General features: G+C 62.5%; 18 protein-coding genes. 12 read left to right on the top strand and 6 right to left on the bottom strand.

Annotated features, from left to right (window positions below):
• From HAQ05_RS02775 to HAQ05_RS02760, 4 genes are read right to left on the bottom strand one after another with little or no spacing between them, the layout of a single operon-like run.
• Positions 1-792: a gamma-carboxygeranoyl-CoA hydratase gene (locus HAQ05_RS02775; RefSeq protein ID WP_190417132.1), complete on the bottom strand. Its 792-nt coding sequence runs from the start codon at positions 790-792 to the stop codon at positions 1-3.
• 4 nt (positions 793-796) lie between these two features.
• Positions 797-2,404 (bottom strand): carboxyl transferase domain-containing protein, encoded by a 1,608-nt coding sequence (locus tag HAQ05_RS02770; protein WP_190417130.1) that lies wholly within the window; start codon positions 2,402-2,404, stop codon positions 797-799.
• Between the two features lie 47 nt (positions 2,405-2,451).
• Positions 2,452-3,633, bottom strand: a complete 1,182-nt coding sequence (locus HAQ05_RS02765; protein ID WP_190417128.1) for an isovaleryl-CoA dehydrogenase — start codon at positions 3,631-3,633, stop codon at positions 2,452-2,454.
• A 25-nt stretch (positions 3,634-3,658) separates the two neighbouring features.
• Complete coding sequence (locus tag HAQ05_RS02760; protein WP_190417126.1) at positions 3,659-7,225, bottom strand: indolepyruvate ferredoxin oxidoreductase family protein; 3,567 nt, start codon at positions 7,223-7,225, stop codon at positions 3,659-3,661.
• A gap of 315 nt (positions 7,226-7,540) precedes the next feature.
• Here HAQ05_RS02760 and HAQ05_RS02755 point away from each other — a divergent pair, with 315 nt between their 5' ends.
• The 8 genes from HAQ05_RS02755 (at position 7,541) to HAQ05_RS02720 (ending at position 16,512) form a co-directional block, all read left to right on the top strand.
• Complete coding sequence (locus HAQ05_RS02755) at positions 7,541-9,202, top strand: DUF1302 domain-containing protein (protein WP_190417124.1); 1,662 nt, start codon at positions 7,541-7,543, stop codon at positions 9,200-9,202.
• A 113-nt stretch (positions 9,203-9,315) separates the two neighbouring features.
• Entirely contained in the window at positions 9,316-10,650 is a 1,335-nt protein-coding gene (locus HAQ05_RS02750; protein ID WP_420825741.1) for a DUF1329 domain-containing protein, read from the top strand.
• Between the two features lie 48 nt (positions 10,651-10,698).
• Positions 10,699-11,499 (top strand): SDR family NAD(P)-dependent oxidoreductase, encoded by an 801-nt coding sequence (locus tag HAQ05_RS02745; protein WP_190417121.1) that lies wholly within the window; start codon positions 10,699-10,701, stop codon positions 11,497-11,499.
• A 24-nt stretch (positions 11,500-11,523) separates the two neighbouring features.
• Entirely contained in the window at positions 11,524-11,970 is a 447-nt protein-coding gene (locus HAQ05_RS02740; protein WP_190417120.1) for a limonene-1,2-epoxide hydrolase family protein, read from the top strand.
• A gap of 54 nt (positions 11,971-12,024) precedes the next feature.
• On the top strand, positions 12,025-13,401 hold the full coding sequence (locus HAQ05_RS02735; RefSeq protein ID WP_190417118.1) for a phosphotransferase family protein: 1,377 nt from the start codon (positions 12,025-12,027) through the stop codon (positions 13,399-13,401).
• A 26-nt stretch (positions 13,402-13,427) separates the two neighbouring features.
• Positions 13,428-14,243: an SDR family NAD(P)-dependent oxidoreductase gene (locus tag HAQ05_RS02730; RefSeq protein ID WP_190417116.1), complete on the top strand. Its 816-nt coding sequence runs from the start codon at positions 13,428-13,430 to the stop codon at positions 14,241-14,243.
• Positions 14,244-14,268: 25 nt separating this feature from the next.
• Positions 14,269-15,504: an MFS transporter gene (locus tag HAQ05_RS02725; protein ID WP_190417114.1), complete on the top strand. Its 1,236-nt coding sequence runs from the start codon at positions 14,269-14,271 to the stop codon at positions 15,502-15,504.
• A gap of 81 nt (positions 15,505-15,585) precedes the next feature.
• Positions 15,586-16,512, top strand: a complete 927-nt coding sequence (locus HAQ05_RS02720) for a quinone oxidoreductase family protein (RefSeq protein ID WP_190417112.1) — start codon at positions 15,586-15,588, stop codon at positions 16,510-16,512.
• A gap of 130 nt (positions 16,513-16,642) precedes the next feature.
• Here HAQ05_RS02720 and HAQ05_RS02715 read toward each other — a convergent pair whose 3' ends face one another.
• Positions 16,643-17,551 (bottom strand): helix-turn-helix domain-containing protein, encoded by a 909-nt coding sequence (locus HAQ05_RS02715; protein ID WP_190417110.1) that lies wholly within the window; start codon positions 17,549-17,551, stop codon positions 16,643-16,645.
• A 153-nt stretch (positions 17,552-17,704) separates the two neighbouring features.
• On the opposite strand from HAQ05_RS02715, the gene HAQ05_RS02710 reads away from it, so the two are divergent.
• Both HAQ05_RS02710 and HAQ05_RS02705 read left to right on the top strand, forming a co-directional pair.
• Positions 17,705-18,616, top strand: a complete 912-nt coding sequence (locus tag HAQ05_RS02710; RefSeq protein ID WP_190417109.1) for a LysR family transcriptional regulator — start codon at positions 17,705-17,707, stop codon at positions 18,614-18,616.
• A gap of 102 nt (positions 18,617-18,718) precedes the next feature.
• Entirely contained in the window at positions 18,719-19,765 is a 1,047-nt protein-coding gene (locus HAQ05_RS02705) for an amidohydrolase family protein (protein ID WP_190417107.1), read from the top strand.
• 120 nt (positions 19,766-19,885) lie between these two features.
• On the opposite strand, the gene HAQ05_RS02700 is transcribed toward HAQ05_RS02705, so the two are convergent.
• Positions 19,886-20,728, bottom strand: coding sequence for an SDR family oxidoreductase (locus tag HAQ05_RS02700; protein WP_190417105.1), 843 nt, complete (start codon positions 20,726-20,728; stop codon positions 19,886-19,888).
• Positions 20,729-21,117: 389 nt separating this feature from the next.
• On the opposite strand from HAQ05_RS02700, the gene HAQ05_RS02695 reads away from it, so the two are divergent.
• Together HAQ05_RS02695 and HAQ05_RS02690 are read left to right on the top strand one after the other, a co-directional pair.
• A complete protein-coding gene (locus tag HAQ05_RS02695; protein WP_190417104.1) occupies positions 21,118-22,737 on the top strand; it encodes a DUF1302 domain-containing protein in 1,620 nt (539 codons plus the stop codon).
• Positions 22,738-22,820: 83 nt separating this feature from the next.
• Positions 22,821-24,128, top strand: coding sequence for a DUF1329 domain-containing protein (locus HAQ05_RS02690; protein ID WP_420825740.1), 1,308 nt, complete (start codon positions 22,821-22,823; stop codon positions 24,126-24,128).
• Positions 24,129-24,152 lie beyond the last annotated feature (24 nt).

Here is a 24,152-nt window from a genome sequence, read left to right as displayed (position 1 = left end):
TCATGGCTCCTGCCAGGCGGGTTTGCGCTTGTTCAAGAAGGCATCGAGGCCTTCCTGACCTTCGGCGCTGATGCGGATGGCGGCGATGGTGCTTTCGCAACGCTCGCGCAATGGGGGCGACAGGGCGCCAGGGCCTACTTCGCTGAGCAACGCCTTGGTCACCCGCATGGCCCGTGGGCTGTTGAGGCGCAGGTTGTCGATCCAGTGGTGTAGCGCCGCCTCGAGCTCCTCTGTGGCATAGCACTCGGCGAGCAGGCCCAATTCGCGGGCGCGCTCGCCACTGAAGCGTTCGGCGGTCAATGCGTAGCGCCGGCTCGCCCGCTCCCCGATGGCCTGAACGACATAAGGGCTGATCACCGCAGGGGCGAGGCCGATGCGCACTTCGGACAGCGAGAACTGTGCGTCCCGCGCACCGATGGCCATGTCACAGCAGGCCACCAGGCCGAGGGCGCCGCCAAAGGCGGCGCCCTGAACCACCGCCAGCGTTGGCAGCGGCAAGCGATACAGGTGCTCCATCAGCTCGCCGAGTTCGTGGGCATCACTGAGGTTGGCGTCGTAGTCAAGCGTTGCCGAATGCTGCATCCAGGCCAGGTCGGCGCCCGCGCTGAAGTGCCGACCACGCCCGCGCAGCAGTAGAACACGCACGCTTTTGTCGCCCGCGACGGCAGTGAGCACCTGGATCAGTTCGCGGATCATCTCGGCGTTGAAGGCGTTGTGCTTATCTGGGCGGTTGAGCCAGAGGGTGGCGATGCCGTTGTCCATTTCAAGCTGAAGTGTTTCGAAGTCGTTCATCGCGTTACATCCTGAACACGCCGAAGCTGCTCGGCTCGATGGCTGCGTTGAGTGCGGCGGAGATCGCCAGGCCGAGCACGTCGCGGGTCTGCGCCGGGTCGATGACGCCGTCGTCCCACAGCCGGGCGCTGGAGTAGTAGGCGTGTGCCTGGCGTTCGTACTGCTCGACGATGGGCTGCTTGAGGCGCTGCTCGTCTTCGGTGGAAAACGCCTGCCCGCTGCGTTCGCCCTGTTCGCGCTTGACCTGTACCAACACCCCGGCGGCCTGTTCCGCGCCCATCACCCCGATCCGCGCATTGGGCCACATCCACAGAAAGCGCGGGTCATAGGCGCGGCCGCACATGCCGTAGTTGCCGGCGCCGAAGCTGCCGCCGATGATCACGGTGAACTTCGGCACCCGGGCACAGGCCACGGCATTGACCAGCTTGGCGCCGTGCTTGGCGATACCGCCGGCCTCGTACTTTTGCCCGACCATGAAACCGGTGATGTTCTGCAAAAACAGCAGCGGAATGCCGCGCTGGCAGGCCAACTCAATGAAGTGCGCGCCTTTCTGTGCCGACTCCGCGAACAAAATACCGTTGTTCGCCAGGATCGCCACCGGGTAGCCATAAAGGTGGGCGAAGCCGCAAACCAGGGTGGCGCCGAACAGCGCCTTGAATTCGTCGAAGGCCGAGTCGTCGACCAGGCGGGCGATCACCTCGCGCACATCGAAGGGCTGCTTGGCGTCGGCCGGGATTACCCCGTACAGCTCTTCGGCGGCATAGCGCGGCGCGATCGGCGCGCGGCTGTTGAGCACGCCTTGTTTGCGCCAGTTGAGGTTGGCGATGCAACGGCGGGCCAGGGCCAGGGCGTGTTCGTCGCTCTCGGCATAGTGGTCGGCGACACCCGAGGCCTTGCAGTGCACATCGGCCCCGCCCAGCGCTTCGGCGCTGACCACCTCACCGGTAGCCGCTTTCACCAGCGGCGGGCCGGCGAGGAAGATGGTGGCTTGGTTGCGCACCATGATGGCTTCGTCGGCCATCGCCGGCACATAGGCGCCGCCGGCAGTGCACGAGCCCATGACCACGGCGATCTGAGGGATGCCCATGGCGCTCATGTTGGCCTGGTTGAAGAAGATCCGACCGAAGTGCTCGCGGTCCGGGAACACTTCGTCCTGGCGTGGCAGGTTGGCGCCGCCCGAGTCCACCAGGTAGATGCACGGCAGTCGGTTCTGCTGGGCGATGGTCTGAGCGCGTAGGTGCTTCTTCACCGTCAGCGGGTAGTAGCTGCCGCCTTTTACCGTGGCGTCGTTGGCGACGATCATGCATTCCACGCCCTCGACGCGGCCGATGCCGGCCACCACGCCGGCGGCCGGCACATCTTCGCCATAGACCTGGTGGGCGGCCAACTGGCCGATCTCGAGAAACGGCGAGCCGAGGTCGAGCAATTGGTCGATGCGTTCGCGCGGTAGCAATTTGCCGCGCGAGGTGTGGCGCTCCTGCGCCTTGGCGCCGCCGCCTTCCTGGACGCGGGCGAGCAGGGCGCGCAGTTCGCTGACCTGGCCAAGCAGCGCGCTGCGGTTGGCGGCGAACTCCGGCGAACGCGGGTTGATCTGGCTGTGCAAAATGCTCATGGATGCCTCGTTGTTGTTATTGTCCTCTGCCGCACGGAAAGGGCGTTTCAGCGGGTCTCGTTGAACAGCTCACGGCCGATCAACATGCGGCGGATCTCGCTGGTGCCGGCACCGATTTCATAGAGCTTAGCGTCGCGCCACAATCGGCCGACCGGAAATTCGTTGATGTAGCCGTTGCCGCCGAGAATCTGGATCGCTTCGCCCGCCAGCCAGGTCGCCTTTTCCGCAGCATAGAGAATCACCCCGGCGCAATCCTTGCGCACGTGGCGTACGTGGCCACTGCCCAGCGCGTCGAGCTGTTTTCCGACCGCGTACAGATAGGCACGGCAGGCCTGCAAGGTGGTGTACATATCGGCGACCTTGCCTTGGATCAGTTGGAACTCGCCGATGCTCTGGCCGAACTGCTTGCGGTCGTGAAGGTAGGGCACCACCACATCCATGGCGGCCTGCATCAGCCCGATCGGGCCGCCGCTGAGCACGGCGCGCTCGTAATCGAGGCCACTCATCAGTACCTTGACGCCTTCACCGACCTGGCCGAGCACGTTTTCTTCGGGGACCTCGACGTCCTGGAACACCAGCTCGCCCGTGTGCGACCCGCGCATGCCCAATTTGTCGAGCTTCTGCGCCACGGAGAACCCCGCTGTGCCTTTTTCCAGGATGAACGCGGTCATGCCCTTGGCGCCGGCGGCCAGGTCGGTTTTGGCGTAGACTACCAGCACGTCGCAGTCTGGACCGTTGGTGATCCACATTTTGGTACCGTTGAGCACGTAGCGATCGCCTTTCTTGTCGGCGCGCAGCTTCATCGAGACCACGTCGGAGCCGGCGTTGGGTTCGCTCATGGCCAGTGCGCCGATGTGCTCGCCGCTGACCAGCTTAGGTAAAAAGCGATCTTTCTGCGCCGGTGTACCATTGCGATTGATCTGGTTCACGCAGAGGTTGGAGTGGGCGCCGTAGGAAAGGCCGATGCCGCCGGCAGCGCGGGAGATTTCCTCCATGGCGATCATGTGCGCCAGGTAGCCCATGCCTGAACCGCCGTATTGCTCGGGCACGGTCAGGCCGAGCAGGCCCATGTCGCCAAGCTTGCGCCACAGGTCCATGGGGAATTGGTCGGTACGGTCGGCCTCGGCGGCGCGCGGGGCGATTTCCTTGGCCGCGAAATGCGCCACGGAATCACGCAGCGTGTCTATGTCTTCGCCGAGGAAGAAATTCAGTCCGGGCAAGTCGCTCATTTCAGGTTCTCCGTTCTTATAAGGTTTACAGCTGCGTCGCTTCGATGCGTGCCGGGCTCGTGCCGGTTTGCGCGGCGTCGTAATAGCGATCACCACCGCGCCATTGCGCCAGCAAACGGTCGCGGTGCTCGCGGGCATGGGCCAGATAGCGCTCCTTGACCGGGCCGTAGCCACGCACCGCATCGGGAAGTTGCGCCAACTCGGCCGCAAGCTTCAGGTTGTTCGGCGACAGGCCCGCCAGCAGCTCGTCGAGGATTTGTTCATACTCGCGTAGCCAGGCGCGCTCGACCTTGCGTTCATGGGTATAGCCGAACGGATCGAGTGGCGTGTTGCGGATGAACTTGAGCTTGGCCAGCAGCCTGAAACCGCGCAGCATCCACGGCCCATAACTGCTCTTCTTCGGCGCCTTGCCGGCCTTTGCGCGGTTTAGCAGCGGCGGGGCGAGGTGGAATCGCAGGCGGTAGTCGCCTTCGAAGGTCGCTTCGATCGTCTTGAGGAAATCGCCCCGGGTAAACAGGCGCGCCACCTCGTATTCGTCCTTGATCGCCAGCACCTTGAAGTAGAAACGCGCCACCGCTTCGCTGATCGCGCCGGGCTGGCCGATGAGCGAGCTTTCCGCCGCGCGGAAGCGCTCGACCCGCAGCAGATAGCGCTGCGCGTAAGCTTCGTTGTGGTATTCGCGCAGGACGGCGGCGCGCCGGGCAATGGTTTGTTCCAGGCTCTGCGACAGTTGCCGATCGGGATGCTGCACCTTGTTGGCTTCGAGTTTGGCCAGCACGCGTGGTAGGTCGACCGCGGCGCGGCGGCCCCAGGCGAACGCCGAGAGGTTGAAGGCGACTGCCGTGCCGTTCAACTCGATGGCCTGGGCCAGCGCGTCCTCGCCCACGGGCAGCCAGCCTTTCTGGTAGGCGTAGCCGAGCATGAAGGTGTTGGTGGCGATGGAGTCGCCCATCAGTGCGGTGGCGATGCGGCTGGCGTCGATGAAGGTGGCCTGGCGCTCGCCCACCGCTTCGATGATCTGCGCCGACATGCCCTGCGTGCGGAACTGCGGATCAGCGTGTTTTTCCAGGTCGCCGCTGTCCGCCTGCGCTGCGAAGGTGCGAACGAAGGCACTGGTAAGGCTTTCCTCGCTGTTCACCAGGGCGTGGGTGACGCCGTGGCGCAGCTTGGCCAGGGTTTCGGTATTGGCACTGACTACCAGGTCACAGCCCAGCAGCAGGCTGGCTTCACCCTCGGCGATGCGAGGTGCGAACAACTGTTCCTGGCTGGCGGCGATGCGAATGTGCGACCACACCGCGCCGCCTTTCTGTGCCATGCCGGCCATGTCGAGGTTGAGCGCGCCCTTGCCCTCGATGAAGGCGGCCATGCCGAGCAGCGCGCCGATGGTCACCACGCCGGTGCCGCCGACACCGGTTACCAGAATGCTGTAGGGCTGGTCCAGCGCCAGTGCGACGGGCTCGGCCAGGGGCCACGTGTCCTCGGCATTGTCCGCCAGGGCTTTCGGCTTGCGCAGCGCGCCGCCCTCTACGGTCACGAAGCTTGGGCAGAAGCCGTTCAGGCAGGTGTAGTCCTTATTGCAAGAAGACTGGTCGATCTCGCGCTTGCGGCCGAACTCGGTTTCGACCGCGACCACCGACATACAGTTGGATTTACTGCTGCAATCACCACAGCCTTCGCAGACCGCCTCGTTTATCACCACCCGGCGCGCCGGGTCAGGAAACGTGCCACGCTTGCGCCGGCGGCGCTTCTCGGCGGCGCAGGTCTGGTCATAGATCAGCGCCGAAACGCCAGCGAACTGGCGCAGTTCGTCTTGTATCTTGTCCATCTGGTCGCGACGATGAACCGGCACGCCCGCCGCCAGGTCATGGATATCCCGATATTTGTCGGGGTCGTCGCTGACCACCACGATCCGCTGCACACCTTCGGCGGCCAACTGGCGGGAGATCTGCGCGACGCTGATACTGCCATCCACCGGCTGGCCGCCGGTCATCGCCACCGCGTCGTTGTAGAGAATCTTGTAGGTGATGTTGACTTGGGCAGCGACCGAGGCGCGGATCGCCAGCAGGCCGGAATGGAAGTAGGTGCCATCGCCGAGGTTGGCAAACACGTGTTTGGTTTGCGTGAACCGCGACTGGCCGATCCACGCCACGCCTTCACCGCCCATCTGGCTGAAGGTTTGGGTTTGCGGATAGATCCAGGCTGCCATGTAGTGGCAGCCGATGCCCGCGAGCGCGCGGCTGCCTTCCGGTACCTGAGTCGAGGTGTTGTGCGGGCAACCGGAGCAGTAGTGCGGGACGCGGTCCATCAGGTTGGTGAACTGGCCGCGGCTGGCCAGTTGCGCGTCCAGTACCGCCAGGCGTACCTGCAGTGGGCCGCTTTGATGCAGCCGCAGGATGCGCCGGGCGAGGGCGCGCGCGATTTGCGCCGGGGTCAGCTCGCCAATGGCCGGCAACAGCCAGTCGGTGTGGGGCAGGGTCCATTCGCCCTTATCGTCGAATTTGCCGACGATGCTCGGGCGCACGTCCTCGCGCCAGTTGTAGAGCTCTTCCTTGAGCTGGTATTCGAGCATGTGGCGTTTTTCTTCCACCACCACGATCTCGCTCAGCCCTTCGGCGAACTGCCGTACGCCTTCGGCTTCCAGCGGCCAGATCATCCCCACCTTGTAGACGCGCAGGCCGATCTGATGGGCGAAGGCGTCATCGATACCGAGGATCTTCAGCGCCTGGCACACATCGAGGTACGACTTGCCCGAGGTGATGATGCCGAGCCGGGCATTGGGCGAATCCATCACGATCCGGTTCAGGCCGTTCGCCCGCGCATAGGCTGCCGCCGCGTACAGTTTGTGCTCCAGCAAGCGCTGTTCCTGCGCCAGGGGTGGGTCTGGCCAGCGGATGTTGAGGCCGCCTTCGGGCAGCTCGAAATCCGGTATCATCGGCTGCACCCGCTGCGGGTCGAGGTCGACGATGGCGGCGCTTTCCACGGTGTCGGCCACCGCTTTGAGCGCGACCCAACAACCCGAATAGCGTGACATCGCCCAGCCGTGCAAACCGTAGTCGAGGTATTCCTGCACGCCGGAGGGGGCGAGAACCGGCATCATCACGGCCTTGAAGATGTGCTCGGTCTGGTGCGGCAACGATGAGGAACGGGCGCCGTGGTCGTCGCCAGCGATCACTAGCACACCACCGAATTTCGAAGTGCCGGCAGCGTTGGCATGGCGGAACACATCGCCGCAGCGGTCGACGCCAGGGCCTTTGCCGTACCACATGCCGAACACGCCGTCGTAGGTGGCGCCCTCGAACAGGTTGACCTGCTGGGTGCCCCACAGGGAGGTGGCGGCGAGGTCTTCGTTCACCCCGGGCTGGAAATGCGTGTGATGGGCCTTGAGGTGGTCGCGGGCCTTCCACAGGGCCTGGTCGAACCCACCCAGCGGCGAGCCGCGATAACCGGAAATGAACCCGGCCGTGTTCAGGCCGTTGTCGAGGTCGCGCTGGCGCTGCATCAACGGCAAACGCACCAGCGCCTGGATCCCGCTCAGCAGGACCTTACCGGTGTCCAGCGTGTATTTGTCGTCTAGCGAGGGAGAAGTACTCACGGCTAACCTCCGATTTGTTCTTGTCGATGCGGGCCGCCAGGGCGTCGCATAGAGGTTTTGAACAAATCATAAGTTAGTGTGCACGTATCTCAGAGTGATAAAAATGCGTGACTGGTATTTGAAAAACAGATACCAGGTTGTACCACCCCGTTCGCTTCCAGGCCTGTGCAGTTCAGCAATGCTGCTTTGCATTTGGGCGATAGTCACTTTCGTTGTCTGCCGCCGCCGCCTTGCGTTTACTCGGTACGGCGTAGCGAAGTCACTTCGACGCAACCGACCGAACAATAAAAACAATCAGCGTGACGGAGGTTCCTGATGCCTAGCCCAACCCCGCCGAGGGTTCGCCTGGCGCTGAGCGTGGCCGCGGCCCTCGCCAGCGGCCAGCTCCACGCCAAGGAGTTCCAGCTCGATAATCCCGACCTGAACATTCGCTGGGACAACACCGTGCGTTACAACCTCGGGGTGCGCGCCGAGGGGCGTGAGCACGCGTTGGCCAATAACGCCACCTACGACGAGTCCGACTCCAAATTCAAACGGGGCGACGTGGTGACCAACCGCGTCGATTTGATGAGCGAGTTCGAGCTGGCCTACAAACAGTACCAGGGCTTTCGCGTCAGCGGCGCGGGCTGGTACGACCAGGCCTACGCGGACACGGACGTCGAGACCAATACCGGCAATGTTTACTATTCCGGTGTCGGCGCCGGGGCCAGCACATCGAGTTATGACAATGGCCATTACTCCGGCTTCACCCGACGCTATCACCGTGGCCTCAGCGGCGAGCTACTGGACGCCTTCGCCTTCACCCGTTTCGATGTCGGTGATGTTCCGGTCAGCCTGCGTGCCGGTCGCCATACAGTGTATTGGGGTAACGGCCTGCTCATCGCCGGGCATGCGATTTCCTACTCCCAGGCGCCGCTGGACGGCCGCAAGGCGGTCAGCAATCCAGGCACCGAAACCCGGGAAATCTTCCTGCCGCTGACACAACTGTCGGCCCAGGCACAGGTGACCGACCGGCTGTCGCTGGCGGCGCAATATTTTCTCGAGTGGGATAACACGCGCGCGCCGGAAGGCGGCACGTACCTGGCTTCCGCGGATGTTGCCCTGGAGGGCCCCGACCGCCTGCCGGTGTATACCGGCGTGACCCGCCCCATCGGCGACCCGCTCAGGCCGCACAACCGCGGCAATTGGGGTGTGATGGGCACTTATTCGCTGGATTTTCTGCATTCGGATATCGGCCTGTATTACCGCGAATACGACGACTACAACCCTTGGGGCCTGCAGGTGGGCGCCGACTCCGCGCGCTACGTGTATGCGCGCAACACCCAGCTCTACGGGCTGAGCTGGTCGGTCGGGCCGATGCTCGGCGGCGGTTCGCTGGGCGCGGACCTGTCGTACCGCAAGAACGCCGCGCTGGTCTCCAGCAACATCAGCACCGTCGACGACCAGGGCGCGCGGGGCGACACCGTGCACCTGGTGGTCAACGGCCTCTGGCTGCTCCCACAAACGAAATTTTTCGACACCGGCAACTTCATCGCGGAGTTGGCGTACAGCCATTTGCAACGGGTGACCAAGCACGCCGAGCTGTTCAAAGGCGAAGGCTATGCCGGCTGCCCTGCGGGGCAAGACAAGGCCTGGGGCTGCGCGACGCGCAACTATGTTGGCGTGGCCTTCAGCTTCGCCCCGCAATGGCTGGGTGTGTTTCCTGGCTGGAACATCTCGGCGCCGATGAGCCTGGACTATGGCCTGTCGGGCAACGCCGCCAACGGCGGCGGCAACGAGGGCAAGTACAGCTACAAGGTCGGCATCAAAGGCACCTTCGATGAACGCTACGAGGTCACCCTGGCTTACATCGGTTATGGCAGCCAACGCAAGTACGACGACGTCCCCGGCATCGGCAAGACCGTCGTCGGCGGCAACGGCGACATCGGCCTGTCCGATCGCAACTGGCTGTCCCTGACCTTGAGCACGGCGTTCTAGCCGCCAGCGGCGGCCACGCCGAACAGCCCATGGCCGCTGCGAAAAGTCCCATACGGCGCGGCGTTGGGCTGAACCGACATCCACTGGAGACACCCATGAATCCGAACACCTGCATGACAGCCATGCTGGCCCTGCTGATCGCCTCGCCGCTGCTGGCTGAGGAGCATCATACCCCGGCAGACCTGGGCAACACCCTGACGCGCTTCGGTGCGCTGGCTGCCGGTAACGCCGAGGGCACCCTTCCAGCCTACGACGGCGGCCTCAAGGTGCCCGCCGGCATGGTGCCGGGCGATGGCAACTGGCCCGACCCTTTCGCCGGCGAGAAGCCGCGCCTGCGCATCACCGCGGCCAATGCGGCGCAGTACGCCGAGCAGTTGTCCACGGGGCAGATGCAACTGCTCAAGCAGAACCCCTCCAGCTACTACATGGATATCTACCCGACCCATCGCACGGCGGCGTTTCCAGAGGCCTACCTGGCCGCCACCCAGCGTAACGCCGCCGGTGGGGACTGTAAGCTGTTCAATGACGGGCTTTCGGTCAGCGAAGGCTGTCGTGGTGGCCTGCCGTTTCCATTGCCAACAAACGGCAATGAAGCGATGTGGAACTACATCCTCAATTATCAAGGGGTCAATGGCTGGGACTGGAACCACAGCGCCTACGTGGTCAATCAGGGCCACCCCACATTGACCAATACCAACCGCTCCACCGGCGAGAAGCCCTACTACCAGGTTGGTGTTGTGGGGCGCGATACGAAGATCGCCCAGCGTATCTGGTCGAAAATCGTCGCGCCCGCACGCACCGCCGGGCAGGCCAACGGCTACTGGGACTACCTCGACCCGGTGGCCAACGCGCGCTATGCCTGGAACTACTCCACCGGCCAGCGGCGCGTGAGCAAGGCCCCGGAATTCGCCTATGACACGCCTAACTCGAGCTTCGGCGGGGTCGCCTTCTTCGACGAGATCTTCCTCTTCTCCGGCAAGTTGGATCGCTTCAACTGGAAGCTGGTGGGCAAGAAGGAAATGTTCATCCCCTACAGCAACTACAAGCTGAAGTGGGGCTGTGATATCGAAACGAAGTTGATGCCCAAGCACATCAATCCGGATTGCGAACGTTGGGAGCTGCACCGCGTTTGGGTGGTCGAGGGAACGCGCAAAGAGGGCGTGCGCCATGCCCAGAAACGCCGCCAGTACTACATCGACGAGGACACCTTCGGCGCAGCGCTGTATGACGCCTGGGACGATGCCGGCAACCTGTTTCGCTCCGGTGCGCAGTACAACATCCAGGCCTACGGCATACCGAACAACCCACAACAGGATTCGTACTCGCTGTACGACTTCACCCGTAACCAATACGGCATGTTCGGCAACGGCCCGACCCGCTACCGGAAGGAACCGGTGCCCGAACGCGAAGCCAATCCGCAGACCATCGCGGGCGGCGCGACCCGCTGACGCGCTGACCGGTGCCCATTTGGCGCCCCATTAAAAGGAGGATTGCTGATGAATCGCCTGCAAGGAAAAGTGTGCGTGATTACCGGTGCCGGGAGCGGCATTGGCCGCGCCTCGGCGCTGCGTTTCGCCGAGGAGGGCGCCCAGGTGGTGGTCACCGACCTTTACGGCGATGCTGCTGAGGCCGTGCTGCGCAGCATCGAGGCGGCAGGGGGTAGCGGCCACGCGCTGAAGGTAGACGTCGGCGTCGAGGAAGACGTGCAACGGATGATCGACGCCACGCTGGGCCGCTTCGGCCGTCTCGACGTACTGTTCAACAATGCCGTTTACCGCAACCCGGCCACTGTGCGCGACACCGATTTCATCGCGTTCGATACCGCGCTGTTCCACAACTGCATGCGGGTCAACGTGCTCGGCGGTGTGCTGGCCTGCAAACACGCGTTGCCGCACATGCTCGAACGCGGCAGCGGCTCGATCCTGTTCACCTCGTCCACCAGTTCTATCGCCGGCGAAGTCTCGCAGTTCAGCTACGGCGCCTCCAAGGCGGCGCTGAACTGGTATGTGCAGAGCATCGCCGCGACCTTCGGCAAACGCGGCATCCGCTGCAACGGCATCCTCCCTGGCGTGATCCGCACGCCGGCGATGGAGAGTTGGGCCAACGAAGACATGAAGCAGGCGTTCCTCGAGCTGCAGAACGTGCCACAGCTCGGCGAGCCCGAGGACATCGCCGCCATGGCGCTGTTTCTCGCCTGCGATGAGGCGTGCTACGTCAACGGTGCGCTGATGCGCGTCGATGGCGGCATGAGTTGTGCCACACCCATGGCACCGGTGGTGCGCCGCTACCTGTTGTGAAATCACGTAGAAAAGGAGCCCAGCATGGGACTTAAACAGGAACAACGAGTACTCGACATGCTTGGCGCTTGGGGCGACGGCAGCGACGGTAGCCGCCCAGACGTAGAGCGCATCATGGCGGCCTTCGCCGAGACCATCGAATGGCAGCTATGGGTACCGGGCGGCCCGATCATTCGTGGCCGGGCGGCGTTGCGCGCCGAGATTCTGCGGCAGATGAGCTACGTCACCCATAACCATTGCCGGACCCGCCACATCGTCTCCTCCGATCGTGTGGTGATGACCGAGCGCGACGACTACTGCGTGAGCAATGGCATACCGATGCCGCACTCGATGGTCGCTGTGTACGAACTGGACCAGACCGGTTTGATCTGCGCCTGGCGCGAGTACCTGGACACCGCCGACCTGGCGAAGAAGAAGGGTGTCGCCCTCGACCAGGTTGGCGGCCCGAAGCCGCTCAGCGCTGCCCCATGACCCCAACTGCGCCCGCGGCGTCGGCGCGGCGCGGTTGCCACCCAGGAGAAACAGATGCAAACCGCAGACCCCTCAGCGAGCGCCAATACGCTCATCGAGCAGAAACTCCGCCGCTTCGTCGAACACCTCACCGGCGGCACCGTGACGTCCATGCAGCGGCTGCCGCGTTGGCGGCCAGCCTGGAACCTGGACGTGGAAAAGGGCGCAGAGACTATCCCATTGCACATCCGGGGCGATCGTGGCGGCGACGTCAGCCCGTTTCCAGAATTGCGCCGCGAGGCGGATATCCTTCGCCTGCTGGGTGAGCAAGGGATCCCGGTGCCCCGTATCTACGGTTTCTGCGAGGACCCGCAGGCGATCGTTATGCAACGGGTGGCCGGCGTTCGCGATGTGTCCATGGCTGCCAGCGACGAGGAGCGCCGTTCGGTGGCACGGCAGTACGTGAAGGCCATGGCGGCCATGCACCAACTGCCGCTGGAGCCCTTCGCCAAACAAGGTATCCGCCTGCCCCGGGGCGCCGACGACATCACCCTGGCTGGGCTGGAAGCCTATTATCCACTGTATGCACGGAACAAGACCCAACCGCAGCCGCTGGCCGAGTTCGCCGCCGGCTGGCTACGCCGCAACGTACCCCGGCACCGTACGAAGGCCGCTTTCGTGCAGTACGACTCCGGCCAGTTCCTGTTCGAAAACGGCAAGGTGAACAGCCTGTACGACTTCGAGTTCGCGATGATCGGCGACCCGCTGGCGGACCTCGCATCGGCACGCATGCGCGATAATTACGAGCCGTTGGGCGAGCGCTTCAGCGAGCTGTACCGCTATTACCAAGAGGTGACCGGTGAACCGGCCGACCCCGCCGTGGTGCGCTACCACACGGTGCTGTTCGCCACGGTCAGCACCTTGCAATTTTCCGCCACCGTCGCCACACCGCAGCCGGGCGATCCGCATGACACCTACATCGAGTTCGATATCGCCCTGCGCCGGGTGGTGGTGCATGCACTCGCCGAAGCGATGGGCATCGCGATCGAGACGCCGGCCTTGGACATCGTTACCCATGGTCCGAACGCGGCGCTGCTGGCGATGCTCGCCGATGCCGTCGAACAGCTCGAAGTGCACGGCGAGTTCCAGCAATCCAAGCGCCGTGCGGTGAGCAAGATCGTCGAATACCTCGGGCGCGCCGACGCCATGGCGCTGCGCCTACAACGCCTGGATCAGCAGGAGGTGGAAACGTTGCTGGGCCGTCGCTTCGATGACAATGGGCAAATCGACGCGGCGTTGGAAGCGTTCGTCAAACAGGCCGGGCCGGAATACGACGAGCCCCTGCTGCGCCTGTTCATGGCGCAGATCGAACGCCGCGTACGGGTGTTCGGCAGCACCGCGATCGGCGCTTCGGCCAGCCATATCAACCTGCCGCCGATTGAGCCGCGCTGAAGCCTCGACCTTATCAAGGAATATCCATGAAGCTATCGTTCAAACACCGCTATGGGCCCTGGGCGGTTATCGCCGGTGCCTCCCACGGCATGGGCGCCGCCTTCGCCGAGTTGCTCGCCGAGCGCGGGGTCAACTGCGTATTAGTAGCGCGCCGTACCGAGGCCCTGGAGAAGCTCAAGGCTGAGCTCACGGCGCGGCACGCCGTCGAGGTGCTGTGGGTCAGCCAGGACTTATCCCGCCCCGGCGCGGCGCAGAAGCTGATCGCCACCGTCGGCGCGCGCGAGGTGGGCCTGTTCGTCTACAACGCGGGCGGCGACCCCTTCATCACCCGGTTTCTCGACAGCTCCCGCGCTGACTGGGCCTCGCTGCTGCGGCTCAATGCATTGACATTGATGGAGTGCGCCCATGCCTTTGGCGGCGCGATGCTCGGGCGCCGCCGCGGCGGCCTGATTCTGGTCGGCTCCCAGGCGGCGCTGGGTGGCATCCGCAAATTGGCGGTGTACAGCGCGACCAAGGGCTTCGCGATGAACCTCGGCGAATCCTTATGGGCCGAATGGCGCGATCACGGCGTCGATGTGCTCAACTTGCTGATCGGCACGGTGGACACGCCGACCATGCGCGAAGCGATGGTCAAGCTGAAGATTCCCGATGCGCTGAACATGCCGTTGCCCAAGGCCGAAGACATCGCCCGGCTGGCGCTGGCCGAACTGGGCAATGGGCCGACCCTGATCCACCCGGAAGACGTCGGCCTTACCGACCCGCAACGCGGCCCTGGGTTCGCCCGCCGCAAGCAGGTGATTGGCAAGAGCGCCGAGGCGGCGGTGTTCATTGGCAACGACTGATCGCACAACCCTGAGAGGGCCGAACATGAAAAATTTCAACACGGCGGAATTCAAGCGTGGATGGCGCGTGCTGATCCTGGCGGTCGTTGGCGTGGCGACCAGCTCCAGTTCGTTGCTGCTGTACAGCTTCAGCTCGATGGTCATCCCCCTGCAGCAGGCCATGGGCTGGACGCGGGCCGATTTACAGGCGGCGATCACGGCGCTGTCGCTGGGCACTATCGTCGCCGCGCAGCTGGCCGGATGGCTCAACCTGCGTTATGGCTTACGCCTCGTGACCCTGCTGTCGTTACTGGCGCTTGCACTGAGCCTGTTCGCCATGACCCGCGTCGGCGGCTCGATTTGGTCGCTGTACCTGGGCTTTTTCCTGGTTCCCCTGGCGGGCCTCGGTACGCTGCAGATTACTTGGTCGCACCTGGTCAACTTGTGGTTCGAGGAGAACCGCGGGCTGGCCTTGGCGATCATTCTCAGCGGCTCTGGCATGGCGGCGATCCTGCTGCCGCTGATCACCACTTGGGCCATCGGGCGCTGGCATTGGCAGGCCGGTTTTCTCGCGCTGGGCGTGCTGCCGGTGTTGCTGGCGTTACCGTTGGCCTTTCGTTGGCTGCTGCCGATCGCCGGAGCCACTAAGGTTGTCGAGGCTGTGCGCGAACGCCCTGGGCTGTTGCTGAGGCATGCACTACGGTCTTGGCGCTTCTGGCTGTGCAACCTGTCGATGACGCTGGTGGTGTCTTGCGTGGTCGGCATGGTCACCAACATTGTGCCGCTGTTGCAGGATCGCGGCCTGAGCGCTGCGCAGGCCGGGCAGATATTCAGCAGCTTCGGCATTTCGCTGATTCTCGGCCGGCTGCTGGTTGGGTACCTCATCGACCGCCTGTGGGCGCCCGGTGTGGCCGCGCTGGCGTTATTGATGCCGGCTTTCGCCTGCCTGATCTTCGCTTACGCCACGCCCAACGTGCCGCTGTATGTGCTTGCCACGCTGCTGGTGGGCCTGGGTGCCGGCGCCGAATTCGATATCGCCGCGTTTCTGATCGCCCGCTATTTCGGCATGCGTGATTATGGGCGGCTGTTTGGCGCACACCTTGGGTTGATCACTGCGGGGGCGGCCGCATCACCGTTGCTGTTTGGTGCCTTGCTCAGGAATACCGGCAACTACTCGGCGATGCTGGGCTTGTGTTTGGTCTGCTTCGTGGTGGGCCCTTTACTGCTGCTGACCCTGGGCGGTTACCCCGTATTCAAGCGGGAAGCGCTGCCGGTGCATTGATAGAGCAGTCAAATTGATGTACAAATATTTAATATGTGTTCAATTATTGTTTCCAACAACAAAACAGACAAGGAGATACCTATGCGTGCAGCGATCATTTCCGAGCGCAATGCAGCGCCGGTGGTCGATGAGTTCCGTGAGCCCGGGCCACAGCAAGGCGCTGTGCTGATCGACGTCGACACCGCCGGCCTGGGTGGCTGGGACGTACTCGGCGCTTACCGCCTGGGGGTGGAGTATCCCTGTGTGGTTCGCGGTGAAGGCGTTGGCCGCGCGCCGGACGGGCGCCGTGTCTACTTCGGCGAGCGCTCTGTGCAGCCCTTCGGGGCTTGGGCCGAACGCACGCTGGTGCCGCAAGCGGAGGTCTGGAACGTACCGGACGACGTCGACGACAAGACGGCGATCAGCATGGGTATCGCTGCCACTGGCGCGATCGTGCCATTGGAAAAAGCCGATATCCAGAAGGGTGAGAAGGTCCTGGTGCTCGGCGCCACCGGAACGCTTGGGCAGATCGCCCTGCAATTGGCGCGCGGCCTGGGGGCCGGCAAGGTGGTGGGGGCCGCTCGTTCGGCAGAGGCACTGGCGAGGCTGAAGGCCCGTGGCATTGCCGACGAGGTGGTGGCCTTGGGTGGGGCAGACGATGTCGCGGCGCTGAAGGAGGCTGCCGGGGGTGGCTTCGACGTGGTCCTGGATTTAGTCTGTGGCCAGCCCATGCTGACGTCGCTGAAGGCCACCAACTGGGGCGCACGGATCATGACCATCGGTACCGGTGCCGGGCGCAAGCTCGACCTTGACATCGCCGACCTGCTGTTTCGCTCGCTGTCGTGTATCGGCACGGGCCAGCGCCCGCCGGCGGACCGTGAACAGATCTGGCTGCGCCTGCTGAAGATCGCCCGCGAGCAGTCGATTCAAGTGGATTACCTCGACTACACATTGGATCAAGCCGCGCAAGCTTGGGCCGCGCAGGTGGCCGGCCCGCACGCGAAGATCACGGCGACGATCAAGCGTTGACGGCCAGGCCGTTTGCAGGGTGCCGAGGGCGGCCTGGCATACTGGCCGTTCCATTGCGGCAGCAGCACCGCGTAGTTGCCACTGCGCAGCGTTCCTTATGCAGTCTAATGGCGTGAAGCCGCCGCCTAAGTCAGCCGCTGCGTTGCCGGCGGAACTCCTCCGGCGTCATACCTACTGCCTTACGAAAGGCGGCAGTGAACGCCGCGGGGTTCTGAAAGCCGGCTTGGTAGGCCACCTGCTTGACCAGTAACTGGGGGTCGGCGAGTAACGCCATGGCTTTTTCTACGCGGCTTTCGGCAGCATACCGTCGCAGCGTTTTGCCGGTGGTGTTCTTGAAATAGCTGGACAGCTTGCGTACGGGGAGGGCGCAGGCATTCGCCAGGTACTGCAGCGAAAGGGCTGTTTCCGGCCCGGCGTCGAGCAGTTCACGCAACACGCTCATCTGCCGTGGGGTCAATTTGCCGTTCCCGTCTTCACAAGGGCGGATGCCGAGAAACTGCCGGCGCAAATCCAGGGCGATGCACGTCAGCAGGCTCTCGGTATGCAGTTCGCTGGCGAACCCGGGTGCCGCTACCTCTTCAGCGAGGCGCTGCAGGGCCGCTCGCAGATACAGGCTCTGCAGGTTGAGCATGCTCGCGTCGACGCAGCCGTCCCAATTCCAGCGATAGCATGCGAGGGTAGCGAGCGCCGCGGGGTCGAATACGCAGATCAGCGCTTTCTGCTGGCAGGCCCGGTGCTTGAGATGGAATTCACTACCGTTGGGGATGAACAAAAGTGGCCCCAGCGGCCTGAAACCCTGTGACGCGGGGCCGCAGAGGCGGCCAAGGTTGCCTGCCGGCTGCGTTCGTTCCCCAGCATCGCTGGGTAGCATGAGGCGGATGAGGCAACTGTGATGGTGGGTTTGGATCAGGGCGCTGCCCGCGTTTTCCCAGCGCGCATGTTCAAGGCGTATGTCGAAACCGGTGCTTTTTAGCGAGGCTTCGGTGAGGAAATTGCCCGAGTGCTCGGGCTCGTACTCGCTATAGTTGATCGCGTTCATTTTCAACCTTCAGCAGTTATTATTCTTGGCGCTGAATATCAAACGGTGGCGAACCGTATAAGCGCCGACACAGGGCCGGACTGAGCATCGAGTGTACCCAGCGGCATCGGGTCGCTGATTCATAAATACAAAAAACGGGTATCAGAAAAACAGATGGCTACGCCCAAAGATATTTCCATGCGGCAATTGCGCTACTTCGTTGCGGCGGCGGATGCCGGGCAGTTTTCCCAGGCAGCGCTCAAGGTTCATGTGTCGCAGTCGGCGATCACCGCCGCGGTGTTGCAACTGGAAGAGGCGCTTGGCGTAAGCCTGTTCGATCGCCTGCCTTATGGCGTCGCGCTGACGGCCGAGGGCAATAAGTTCGCCCAGCATGCACGGCATATCCTCGACACGCTGCAGGATGCGCTCAGCGAACCACTGTTTCTGAGCCATGCGATGCAGGGCACGGTGCGGGTTGGCGCGTCCTATACGGTACTTGGGTACTTTCTGCCCGCGCTGCTGGCGCGCTTCAAGCGCAGTTACCCGCAGGTGGAAATCGACTTGGTCGACATGGATCGGCAAAGCATCGAAACGGCCGTTTACCAGGGTAGCCTCGACCTCGGCCTAGCCCTTGTGTCCAATACCACCGACCTGCAATGCCTGGAGCACCAGGTGCTGATCCGCTCGCGGCGGCAACTGTGGTTATCCAGCCAGCACCCGTTGATGGCCGCGCCGTCGATTACCCTGGAGGATGTGGCCGAGCATCCTTATATCCTGGCGACGGTGGATGAGGGCGAGACCTCGACGTTTCGCTACTGGCAGTCGCGCGGGCTACAACCGCAGGTAGCCTTCCGAACCTCCTCGATGGAGGCGCTGCGCGGGCTGGTGGCCCATGGTTTCGGTGTCACCATCCTGTCCGACATGCTCTACCGGGCATGGTCCCTGGAGGGGAAGAAGATCGACATTCGCCCGCTGGCGGATGCCGTTCCGCCCATGGAGCTAGGGCTGATTTGGAAACCCGGCACGGACTTGCCGGAACCGGCGCAGGCTTTTCGCCAGTTCTTGATCATGGCCTGTGCACCGTAGTGTTTGCTTATTTATGAACACTTATTTTGTTTTTGCCTATATTCTCCTTCAGGCTTCCGCGCGTTATTCGCCGCGGGCGATGAAAACAAAAAGGAGAACCCGATGCTGATCGACGTGCACGCTCACCTGCTGACCGCAGGCATGCTCAACCGCCATGAATTCTGGGGGCCGTTCATGAAGCCACAAGGGCTGACCATGGGGCATTTTTCCCTCGGCACCAAGCAACCGGCCAAGGCCACCACCGACGAGGAAGCACAGGCCAATCTGTTGGCACGCATGACCCACGCTAGCCGGCGCGCGCTGATGGCCGAACGGGGCGTCGACAAGCTGGTGATGTCCACGCCTTCTCATTGTTTCATGTACTGGGCGGGCGAATTCGCCAATGAGTACGCACGCATCTGCAACGATGAACTGTCGGCGTTTTGCCGTGTCGACCCCGCGCATTTCGATTTCTGGTGCCACGCCAACCTCGCCGACCCGGAAAGCGCCGCCCAGGAAATAAAACGCGCCGTGACCCAGCTGGGCGCTAAAGGGGTGTGTGTAGGCGGTGCCAATTTCAACGGTCTGCAAGCCCATGACGAGCGCCTGTTCCCGGTGTGGGAAACGCTTTCCCAGCTGGACGTACCGATCATGGTCCATGGTTTCAACCAATCGATCTACTGGGGCGAGAAGCATACCGACGACAAGTTCGAGACAACCTCCATTGTCGGTGACTGCGTCGACGAAACGCTGTTCTTCTGGTACCTGATCTGCGGCGGTGCGCTGGATGTATTCCCCCAGTTGAAGACGTACATTACCCACGCCGGTGGCATGGCGGTTTTCCAGCTCGGCCGCCTCAGCGAACTGAACCGTGCGATGGCGCCCGACGCGCGCAACCAGCGCCCGCTGCTGGAGTATATGCCCAATTTTTATTTCGACCTGGACGTACATGCACCGGGGCTGCGCCGTGGTGTGGCCGAAGTGGTCGGGGCGCAACGCCTTTTGTACGGCACCAACTTTGGTGGGGCCTACGACCATGGCGACCTCACCGACGGTATCGGCCTGTCCGACGGCGACCGCGAGCGGGTCCGCAGTGGCAACGCCATCGAGCTGCTGAAGCTGGAAGTGCCGGCCATTCAGGAGCAGGGCGCGGCGGCGAAATCGGTGTGATATCGGCCCAATGACTGAACGTGGCAGGTGCCCTGCCACCGCTAACCAAAACATAGGGAGCGACAGTGTTGACCCGGTTACGCCACCGCTAGCGGGCAGACTCGCCAAGCCATTACAGGCTTACTGGCCACTGTTGCGCTTCTGCACCGCCGCCGCAAAATCACGTTTGAGTGTCGGGAAATAGGCGATCTGCCCGCCCATGCCACCCGCAATGTCAATGGAGGCGGCGCTGATGAAGCTGGCGTATTCGCTGGCGAGGAACAGCGCCATGCCGGCTACGTCTTCCGGCTTGCCGTAGCGGCCCACCGGCACCACTTTCATGACCATCTCGTCGAATTCCTCACGGCTCACGCCAGGCCCCATTTCCCGATAGTGGCGGTCCCATTGCCCAGTGTCGATCCAACCCATGTTGAGGCTGTTGACCAGGATGTTCTCCTTCGCCAGCGACATGCCCAGCGAGCGCGATAGCGCGATGCAGGCGGCGCGGTTGATCACCGACGGGATACCGTCGGGCGTGGGAACAGTCCCGGCCAGCGCGTTGATCTCGATGATCCGCCCCCAGCGCTGCTTGCGCATATGCGGCACCACCGCCTGGACGAAGCGAAAGTGCCCCATCTGCAAGATATTGGCGTGCTCCAGGATGGCCTCCGCGGTCAAGGTGTCGAGGTTCCCACCGCGCCCCTGGCCCGCGTTGTTCACCAGCACATCGACGCCACCCCAAGTGTCGGCGACCTCGGCCACGAACGCGCGCACACCCGCGCTATCGGTAACGTCCACGGCGCGCGCGATCACCCCCTGGGCGCTGTTCTGCAGTTCCCGGCCGGCCGCCGAGACGGCTTCCTGGCCCCGAGCGCAAATCGCCACGCGCGCGCCTTCGGCGGCAAAAGCGCGCGCTATGGCGTGGCCGATACCGCGTGAGGCACCTGTGACGATGACACGTTTATCGCTGAGATCGATGTCCATATGGGCTCCGTTTGTTTTTGTTGTACGGGCCAAGCCGCCAGAAAACGACTGCCTGGAGGAGGGCGATTCGCCGCCAAGACAAATGAACATTAATACTTATTGTGTGCAATATCCACTGCAAAAGGCTACTCTCGAGCGAGAGCTACGTGAATGGCCCCCTGGCAAATAATTCTGGATGAAGAATTAAAATCTTTATGTGGAATTTTGGGATTCAATCCGCTACGGTTGCAATCAAGCTGGAAAGGGTTTCGTTGTACCTGCCGTCGATAGAGCCCTGGTCATGCTTCGCAAGTTGCAGGTGAAGCCGGTGTACCGCCCTCTGATGGGCAACGGTGAATGACCGGTAAATCGAATTAAGTTACTGAAAAATAAAAATAAAAGGTGGCTTCATGAACGATATGACCAAGCGCGGCCGGGGTTTCCTCAGCCAGGGCGCAGCAGCGTTATTGGCCTTTGTCGCAAGCAGTGCGTTTGCCGCGTCCTTCGACCTTCCCAACCCTGACTATCGCCTGCGGGTGGATACTACGATTCGCTACACCCTGGGTATTCGTGCGGATGGTCAGGACAGCAGGATCATGAATACCCCCACATACGACGAGTCGGATGGCAAGTTCGACAAAGGTGATGTCGTAACCAATCGCCTCGATCTGTTAAGCGAAATCGACTTTTCCTACCTCGACGATTGGGGCGCCCGCCTCAGCGCCTCTGGCTGGTACGACCAGGCCTACGACGACGGCAAGGTGCATAGCAATGTGCCTGGTTACTCCACCAGCTACCACAATAGCCACTACAGTTCGCAGGTGAACCGTTACGTAAACGGCCCCTCGGGGGAAATTCTCGATGCGTTCGTGTGGCGTAACTTCAGCGTTGGCAGTGTGCCCGTGAACGTGAAAATCGGCCGCCACACTAACTACTGGGGCGAGGGCCTGTTGTTTGGTGCACATGCAATTTCTTACTCGCAGGCGCCGTCGGACGGAGTGAAGGCCGCTACCAGCCCCGGTATCGAGACCAAGGAGGTGTTCCTGCCGGTTGGCCAGATATCCGCCAAGGCCCAGGTGACCGACAGCCTGTCGGTGGCTGGGCAGTATTTCTATGAGTGGGATAACACGCGCATTCCCTATGGCGGTACCTATTTCGGTAGCGCTGACCCGTTCTTTGAAGGGCCCGATCAGTTTCCCGCTTCGGCAGGGTTGGACCTGCAGCGGCGTTCATCGAGATTTGGCCGCGACAACGCCAACTGGGGGGTGATGGCGAAGCTCAACGTGGAAGCCATCGAGTCCACCTTCGGCGTTTACTATCGCCAGTTCGATGACTACCAACCCTGGCTGGTACCGGAGCTTCGGGTCGCACAGGGCGACTATCGAATTGTTTATCCACGCGGTGTCAAACTGCTTGGCTTAAGCTTTTCGCGGGTATTCGACTCCGTGGCGGTGGGCACCGAGGTCTCCTACCGTAAGGACGGTGCGTTGAATACAACCGGCGTAGACGCTGCAGACGAAGAGGGGCCACGCGGTGACACCCTTCATGCAGTGGCGAACGCGGTCTATGGGTTACCGCGCACCTTTATCTCCGATGGCGGAACCTTGGTTGGCGAGTTTGCTTTCAGTCACCTGAACAAGGTCACCGAACATGAGGAACTGTTCAAGGGCGGCAGCAACTGCTCCGGCGGTACGTCGCAGGGGTGTTCGACACGCAACTACTACGCTGTCGCGGCCAACTACACCCCGCAATACCAGTCCATTTTTCCCTCCTGGGACCTCGACATTCCGCTGACGGTCAATTACGGCCTGCATGGTAATGCCGCGTCAGCCGGCGGTGGTAACGAGGGTGCTCTGTCCTGGTCGATCGGCGCCAAGATGACCTACCGCGCCGAGTACGAGTTCACCTTGCGATATGCCGATACACACGCTCAGTCGAAGAATGGTTCGGACAATACCGTAGCCGGGAACGGCGCGGTCGGCACCACGGACCGCGGCTGGTTGGCGCTCACCTTTAAGACGTCGTTCTAAAAAAATCAATAAAAACGGAGACAAACCGTATGAACAGAAGATTCGCCGTGCCTCTGGCTTCGATAGGTTTGACCCTGTGCGCAATGGCCCACGCCGACGATGCCCAAGAGCTCGGCAAAAGCCTGACGTCGTTCGGGGCCATCCAGGCGGGTAACGCTGACGGCAGCATTCCTGCCTACGAAGGCGGCCTGACCAAGGCACCGGCGGGCTTCAAGCCTGATAGCGGTTTCTGGGTCGACCCTTTCAAAGACGAGAAGCCGCTGTTCCGGATCACCGCCAAGAATGCCGATCAATACGGCGACAAACTCAGCGCCGGGCAGAAGGCGCTACTGAAGAAAAACCCCGATACCTGGTACATGGATGTCTACCCTAGCCACCGCACCACGGCTTATCCGAAGGAAGTGCTCGAGGCCACGGTGCGCAATGCGACCAGTTGCAAGATCCTCAGGGACGGCCTGGCCGTGGACACCGCCTGCCGAGGTGGCCTGCCGTTTCCCATTCCAAAAACGGGCAACGAGGTGATGTGGAACCAGCAATTGCGCTACAAGATCGGCCACGGCTACTCCACCACGTCCTCTTCGAATAGCTGGCTGATCGATGCCAACGGCCAGGTCACCAAGGTGGCCGAGCAGGCCACCTTTGAGGAGCAGCCGTACTATCAGACCGCCCTGAGCGATCGCGAGCCGATGATGTATGCACGGGTCTATTCGCTGAACAACTATCCAGCGCGACGCGCCGGTGAGGTCACCGTACTCAACGACTACCTGGACCCTCTGCTCAAGCCACGGCGTTCGTTCAGCTACTCGCCCGGCCAACGCCGGGTCAAGCTGGCGCCGGAGTACGCCTACGACACCCCGGTCCCTAGCCAGGGCGGCGTGACGTTGTTCGATGAGCTGCAGATGTTCTCCGGTGCCCAGGACCGCTTCGACTACAAGCTGGTCGGCAAGCGGGAGATGTACATCCCGTACAACGCCTATAAGTTCTACTTCGGCTGTAAGCAGGACGAGCAATTTCTCAAGAACCATGCTAACCCGGCCTGCGAACGCTGGGAGTTACATCGTGTGTGGGTAGTCGAGGCCACGCTCAAGCCGGGCAAGCGCCACGTTTACAGCAAGCGCACCTATTACCTGGATGAAGACACTTATGGGATCGGGCTTTATGACGCCTGGGACGCCAGCGGTGCGCTGTACCGTTCCATTTTCTTGAGTGGTGTGCAGCTGTATGACAAGACGCTTCCCTACAACGTCAAGAACGTGGTTTACGACTTCAACAAGAACATGTGGGTGCTCCTCAACGACGGCCTGAAGGGTGGCTACAAGTTCTATGACAAGGCCTTCTCCGAGCAGGAAATGAACCCTGAGGCGATCGTTGGCAGGGTCACCCAGCGCTGAAGTGGGCCGCTGGCCACAAGGGCT

It is taken from the genome of Pseudomonas typographi, from assembly GCF_014694385.1.
Lineage (GTDB): Bacteria > Pseudomonadota > Gammaproteobacteria > Pseudomonadales > Pseudomonadaceae > Aquipseudomonas > Aquipseudomonas typographi.
The sequence above is the reverse complement of the archived record's forward strand: the minus strand, read 5'-3'. Positions and strand labels throughout refer to the sequence as shown.

Excerpts from the sequence above, each read along its gene's own strand:
- HAQ05_RS02775 (WP_190417132.1), bottom strand. The coding sequence starts at position 792 with ATGAACGACTTCGAAACACTTCAGCTTGAAATGGACAACGGCATCGCC.
- HAQ05_RS02770 (WP_190417130.1), bottom strand. The coding sequence starts at position 2,404 with ATGAGCATTTTGCACAGCCAGATCAACCCGCGTTCGCCGGAGTTCGCC.
- HAQ05_RS02765 (WP_190417128.1), bottom strand. The coding sequence starts at position 3,633 with ATGAGCGACTTGCCCGGACTGAATTTCTTCCTCGGCGAAGACATAGAC.
- HAQ05_RS02755 (WP_190417124.1), top strand. The coding sequence starts at position 7,541 with ATGCCTAGCCCAACCCCGCCGAGGGTTCGCCTGGCGCTGAGCGTGGCC.
- HAQ05_RS02750 (WP_420825741.1), top strand. The coding sequence starts at position 9,316 with ATGACAGCCATGCTGGCCCTGCTGATCGCCTCGCCGCTGCTGGCTGAG.
- HAQ05_RS02745 (WP_190417121.1), top strand. The coding sequence starts at position 10,699 with ATGAATCGCCTGCAAGGAAAAGTGTGCGTGATTACCGGTGCCGGGAGC.
- HAQ05_RS02740 (WP_190417120.1), top strand. The coding sequence starts at position 11,524 with ATGGGACTTAAACAGGAACAACGAGTACTCGACATGCTTGGCGCTTGG.
- HAQ05_RS02735 (WP_190417118.1), top strand. The coding sequence starts at position 12,025 with ATGCAAACCGCAGACCCCTCAGCGAGCGCCAATACGCTCATCGAGCAG.
- HAQ05_RS02730 (WP_190417116.1), top strand. The coding sequence starts at position 13,428 with ATGAAGCTATCGTTCAAACACCGCTATGGGCCCTGGGCGGTTATCGCC.
- HAQ05_RS02725 (WP_190417114.1), top strand. The coding sequence starts at position 14,269 with ATGAAAAATTTCAACACGGCGGAATTCAAGCGTGGATGGCGCGTGCTG.
- HAQ05_RS02720 (WP_190417112.1), top strand. The coding sequence starts at position 15,586 with ATGCGTGCAGCGATCATTTCCGAGCGCAATGCAGCGCCGGTGGTCGAT.
- HAQ05_RS02715 (WP_190417110.1), bottom strand. The coding sequence starts at position 17,551 with ATGAACGCGATCAACTATAGCGAGTACGAGCCCGAGCACTCGGGCAAT.
- HAQ05_RS02710 (WP_190417109.1), top strand. The coding sequence starts at position 17,705 with ATGGCTACGCCCAAAGATATTTCCATGCGGCAATTGCGCTACTTCGTT.
- HAQ05_RS02705 (WP_190417107.1), top strand. The coding sequence starts at position 18,719 with ATGCTGATCGACGTGCACGCTCACCTGCTGACCGCAGGCATGCTCAAC.
- HAQ05_RS02700 (WP_190417105.1), bottom strand. The coding sequence starts at position 20,728 with ATGGACATCGATCTCAGCGATAAACGTGTCATCGTCACAGGTGCCTCA.
- HAQ05_RS02695 (WP_190417104.1), top strand. The coding sequence starts at position 21,118 with ATGAACGATATGACCAAGCGCGGCCGGGGTTTCCTCAGCCAGGGCGCA.
- HAQ05_RS02690 (WP_420825740.1), top strand. The coding sequence starts at position 22,821 with ATGGCCCACGCCGACGATGCCCAAGAGCTCGGCAAAAGCCTGACGTCG.